The following is a 4,635-nucleotide window of genomic DNA, read 5'->3' as shown; positions in this document are numbered from 1 at the left end:
CTGTAATTTGTTTTAACGGTTCCACCGATATATTGTTAAACTTGGTAAAGAATCTGAAAATTTAAAAATTATCTGTTAACACTATGGGTCGCGTTGGGGTTTTATTATTAAATTTGGGTGGGCCGGAGCGGTTAGAGGATGTACGTCCTTTTCTATTTAACCTTTTTTCTGACCCAGAAATCATCCGTTTACCGATCAAAGGATTACAAAAACCTTTAGCTTGGTTAATATCGACGCTAAGAGCGAGTAAATCCCAAGAAAATTACCGTCAGATTGGCGGTGGCTCCCCTTTACTCAAGATTACGGAAGCACAGGCCACGGCACTGCAACAACGTCTCAAGGAAATGGGCCGCGAGGTGAGCGTTTATATCGGGATGCGTTACTGGAATCCCTTCACCGAAGAAGCGATCGAGCGGATTAAACGGGATCATATCAAAAAATTAGTTATTCTTCCCCTTTATCCCCAATTTTCGATCAGTACCAGTGGTTCCAGTTTTCGTGTGCTGGAGGAAATGTGGCAGGATGATCCCTATCTGCGTTTGACGGAATATACTCTCATCCCTTCTTGGTACGATCATCCCACTTATCTGAGTGCTATGGCCGATCTGATCGCGCGAGAATTAGAGCAGTGTCCTCATCCTGACCAAGTACATATCTTTTTTAGCGCCCATGGTGTCCCCCAAAGTTATGTGGAGGAAGCGGGAGATCCCTATCAAAGGCAAATTGAAGAATGCACTAGGGCGATCATGCGTACGCTAAACCGACCCAATCAGTACACTTTAGCCTATCAAAGTCGCGTCGGTCCGGTGGAATGGCTAAAACCCTACACTGAAGATGCTTTAAAAGAGTTGGGAGAGCAGGGAATTAAGCATTTATTGGTCGTACCGATTAGCTTTGTCTCGGAACACATCGAAACTCTGCAAGAAATCGATATAGAGTACCGAGAAGTGGCGGAAGAAGCGGGAATTGAACATTTTCAGCGAGTACCCGCTCTTAACACTCACCCGATGTTTATCGAATCTCTCTCCCAGTTAGTGGTCAAATCCCTAGAGGAAAAACCCACCACTTTCGAGCAAATTACCCATCCGAAAGCGAATATGAAAATGTATCCCCAGGAACGTTGGGAATGGGGGATGACAACGGCAGCCGAGGTGTGGAATGGCCGATTAGCGATGATCGGTTTTCTGGCAATTATTATCGAATTAATTACCGGTCAAGGACCGTTACATTTTGTTGGTTTATTATAACCTCAAGCTTCGTTGCCATTGCCTTTGACGGTAACTACCAAAATAAGGTTGGGTTTAACTATATTTAACCCAACCATTGGCGATTTTATCTTCTCTTAGGACATCATATTAGCAGAACGAACATTAACGTTAACTTCTAGCCTGCCATTGCCGAGCATATCTAACCCAGTGACGCTAAACAGATTAGCTTTAATGCCCCTTTCCTGAAAATTAGCCTGTAATTCTTTGATGAGAACCTCTTCCACTTTCCCTTCATCATCTGCTAGAGCTTGAACGATTTTAGCGGCGAAAGAGCCAATTTTTGCGCTCAATATTTCTTCCACATTGGTAATCTCGATAATAACCATTGATTTTTCTTCTTAGTAGAGGACAAATAGCATAAGAACAGAATTTGCGAGAAAATAGAGCTGCTCTCATCTTAGGAATCAGTATAACCTGCACTGTTACCCCCCAAACGGAAATTCCCACCCAGAAGGAGATTACTGCATGATAAACCTAGAGACCCTAGAAGGTTGGTTAAATGCTCCAGTGGAAAATGAGCGACTAGAATTTAAACAGACTAAAAATCAATTTGATACAATCAAACTGTTAAAATATTGCGTCGCCCTTGCTAATGAAGGAGGTGGCCATTTTATCTTAGGTGTTACCGATAAACGTCCCCGTAAAATTGTTGGTTCACAAGCCTTTCCTACACCCGAAGAAATTAACAGCATTAAATCGCTAATCGTTCAAAAACTTCGCTTGCGCGTGGAAATCACCGAATTGGCCCACCCTGATGGTCGTGTCTTGGTTTTTGAAGTGCCAACCCGTCCCACAGGACAACCTATCGCCTTTGAAGGTGCTTATCTAATGCGAGCAGGGGAAGACTTAGTACCCATGACACCTGATCTGCTTAAGCGCATCTTTGCTGAAGATCAACAAGATTGGTTTTGTCAACCTGCTCGTTCTCATGCTAGTCCAGATGAGGTTATTGACCTATTAGACACCCAAACCTACTTTGAATTGCTCAAGCTTCCCTATCCTAGCCATCGTGATGCTGTTTTAGAAAGATTACAAGGCGATCAACTCCTGCAAAAAACCCCACAAGGTTGGACAATTCCTAATTTATCTGCCATCCTTCTGGCCAGACAACTTGAGAGCTTTTCCCCTACCTTAGCGCGTAAAGCACCACGAGTGATTATCTATGAGGGAACAGGTAAAATTAAAACTCGACTGGAACAGACAGGAACTAAGGGATATGCTGTGGGTTTTGATGGTTTAGTTAATTTTGTCCACGATTTAGCCCCTCAAAATCGCGTCATCGAGGAGGTTCTTAGGGAAGAAGTGAAAATGTTTCCTCCACAAGCTTTGCGAGAACTGATCGCCAATGCTTTGATTCATCAGGACTTTCTCGCTACAGGCGCTTCGGTGATGATTGAAATGTATGATGATCGAGTAGAAATCTCTAACCCTGGTATTCCTTTTATCAAAGTAGAACGCTTTATAGACGAATATCGCTCCCGTAATGAGCAATTAGCTGACATAATGCGTCGTTTTGGCATTTGTGAAGAAAAGGGCAGTGGTATTGATAAAGTTATTTCCGCTGCCGAGAAATTTCAACTTCCCGCACCAGATTTTAGAGTAGGTGAGCTCCGAACAACTTCTATCCTATTCGCTCATCAGGATTTTGGCAAAATGAGTCAATCTGACCGTATTCGCGCTTGTTATCAGCACTGTTGTCTCCTCTATGTCGATAATCAACGGATGTCTAACCAAACCTTACGAAATCGCTTTTGTTTAAATGAATCAAAAAACAATACTGTTTCTCAAGTGATTGGGGCAACTAAAGAAGCAGGACTGATTAAACTTGACGAATCTGAATCTAAATCAACTCGTTATGCTCGTTATCTCCCCTTTTGGGCCTAGACTAGCCTTGAGCGAAGTGGAAATGCTAAAAAGTGCTTCAACGCAAATCCATTTTAGGGATGTCAAATCGGCGAAACCCTTATACAGCGAGCAAAAAAGTGCTTCAACGCAAATCGACATTTTTCCAAGAGGAGATTTTATCATCGCGTCCACACGGGAGTGGGACTTGTGGACGACAACGGCGATACATTTCTTTAAACTGCACCCCCCAAACGTAAATAGGCTTCAATAAAGCTATCTAAATCCCCATTCATTACCCGGGTAACATCGGTGGTTTCCACATTACTACGGAGGTCCTTAACCAATTGATAGGGATGAAAAACATAGTTACGGATTTGATTGCCCCAAGCGGCCTCCACCATATCGCCGCGAATTTCTGCGATCGCTTGAGCCTGTTGTTCCCGAGCGATAATTAACAATTTCGCTTTTAATAAAGCTAGGGCTTTTTCTTTATTTTGTAATTGCGATCGCTCTTGGGTACAACGCACAGCGATACCTGTGGGAAGATGAACTACACGCACGGCAGTTTCCACTTTATTAACATTTTGTCCACCTTTTCCCCCCGATCTAGTGGTGGTAATTTCTAAATCTTTATCGGGAATTTCTACCCTCACCGCATCATCGCCCAAAATTGGCATCACTTCCACCCCGGCGAAACTGGTTTGACGTTTACCATTAGCATTAAAAGGGGAAATTCTTACTAACCGATGGGTGCCTTTTTCTCCTTTCAGATAACCGTAAGCATAAGTTCCGGCAATCTCAATTGTCACCGATTTAATTCCCGCTTCATCTCCTTCTGATATTTCCGCTAAAGTGACTTTATAACCCTGTTTCTCGGCCCAGCGAGAATACATTCTCAGGAGCATTTCTGTCCAATCTTGGGCATCGGTTCCCCCGGCCCCCGCATTAATCGTTAAAACCGCTCCTTTTGCGTCGTAGGGACCATTTAAAAGCTGTTGCAATTCCCAGCGATCGAGGTCATGCTGTAAATGAGTTAAATTGTCCGTCGCTTCTTCTAGTAAAGTTCGATCGGATTCTAATTCTAATAACTCGATAATTGCCTTGGTATCTTCTAATTGTCCACACCAACCCTGATAGGTTTCTAAAGAAGATTTACATTCATTTAGTTCTTGCAGGGTTTTTTGAGCCGTATCGAGATTATCCCAAAAAGTAGGGACGGCCGCCACCTGTTCTAAGTCTTTAATTTTCGCCCTTAAAGTGGGTAAGTCAAAGATAGTCCTGGGTTTTACCCAGGCGCGATCCTACTATCTCGATACCTTTTTTTAGTTCTGATATTTCCATATTTTCAGTTATCAGTTATCAGTTACTCTAGGAGTCAGGAGTCAGGAGTCAGGAGTCAGTCCCGATGAAAAAATTTTCACCCCCACAGAGGAAAGAGGTTTCCTTCCCTACACCCGACGCCCCACACCCTACACCCTCTTTCAAGTCAGGAGTTGAGAGTTGGGGTTTTAGGGTTTTGGGG

At 43.3% G+C, this 4,635-nt stretch carries 4 protein-coding genes; 2 read left to right on the top strand and 2 right to left on the bottom strand.

Going from position 1 to position 4,635, the window contains the following annotated elements:
* The first annotated feature begins 83 nt into the window (after positions 1-83).
* Positions 84-1,247 (top strand): ferrochelatase, encoded by a 1,164-nt coding sequence (gene hemH / locus PX481_RS05355; RefSeq protein WP_002758738.1) that lies wholly within the window; start codon positions 84-86, stop codon positions 1,245-1,247.
* A 95-nt stretch (positions 1,248-1,342) separates the two neighbouring features.
* Here hemH and PX481_RS05350 read toward each other — a convergent pair whose 3' ends face one another.
* Positions 1,343-1,594 (bottom strand): DUF8653 family protein, encoded by a 252-nt coding sequence (locus tag PX481_RS05350; RefSeq protein ID WP_002739055.1) that lies wholly within the window; start codon positions 1,592-1,594, stop codon positions 1,343-1,345.
* 139 nt (positions 1,595-1,733) lie between these two features.
* On the opposite strand from PX481_RS05350, the gene PX481_RS05345 reads away from it, so the two are divergent.
* The gene (locus tag PX481_RS05345) at positions 1,734-3,152 is read left to right on the top strand and encodes an ATP-binding protein (protein WP_002758736.1); all 1,419 of its coding nucleotides are present in this window, start codon (positions 1,734-1,736) and stop codon (positions 3,150-3,152) included.
* A 194-nt stretch (positions 3,153-3,346) separates the two neighbouring features.
* Here PX481_RS05345 and prfB read toward each other — a convergent pair.
* Positions 3,347-4,454, bottom strand: a protein-coding gene (gene prfB, locus PX481_RS05340; protein WP_288093909.1) for a peptide chain release factor 2 whose coding sequence is annotated in 2 segments (ribosomal slippage) — positions 3,347-4,381 and positions 4,383-4,454 — 1,107 coding nt in all. Because the reading frame shifts where the segments join, the coding sequence is not laid out codon by codon here.
* Between the last annotated feature and the right edge of the window lie 181 nt (positions 4,455-4,635).

It is taken from the genome of Microcystis sp. M53603_WE2 (genome assembly GCF_030065435.1).
This window is presented reverse-complemented; position numbering and strand designations above follow the sequence as displayed.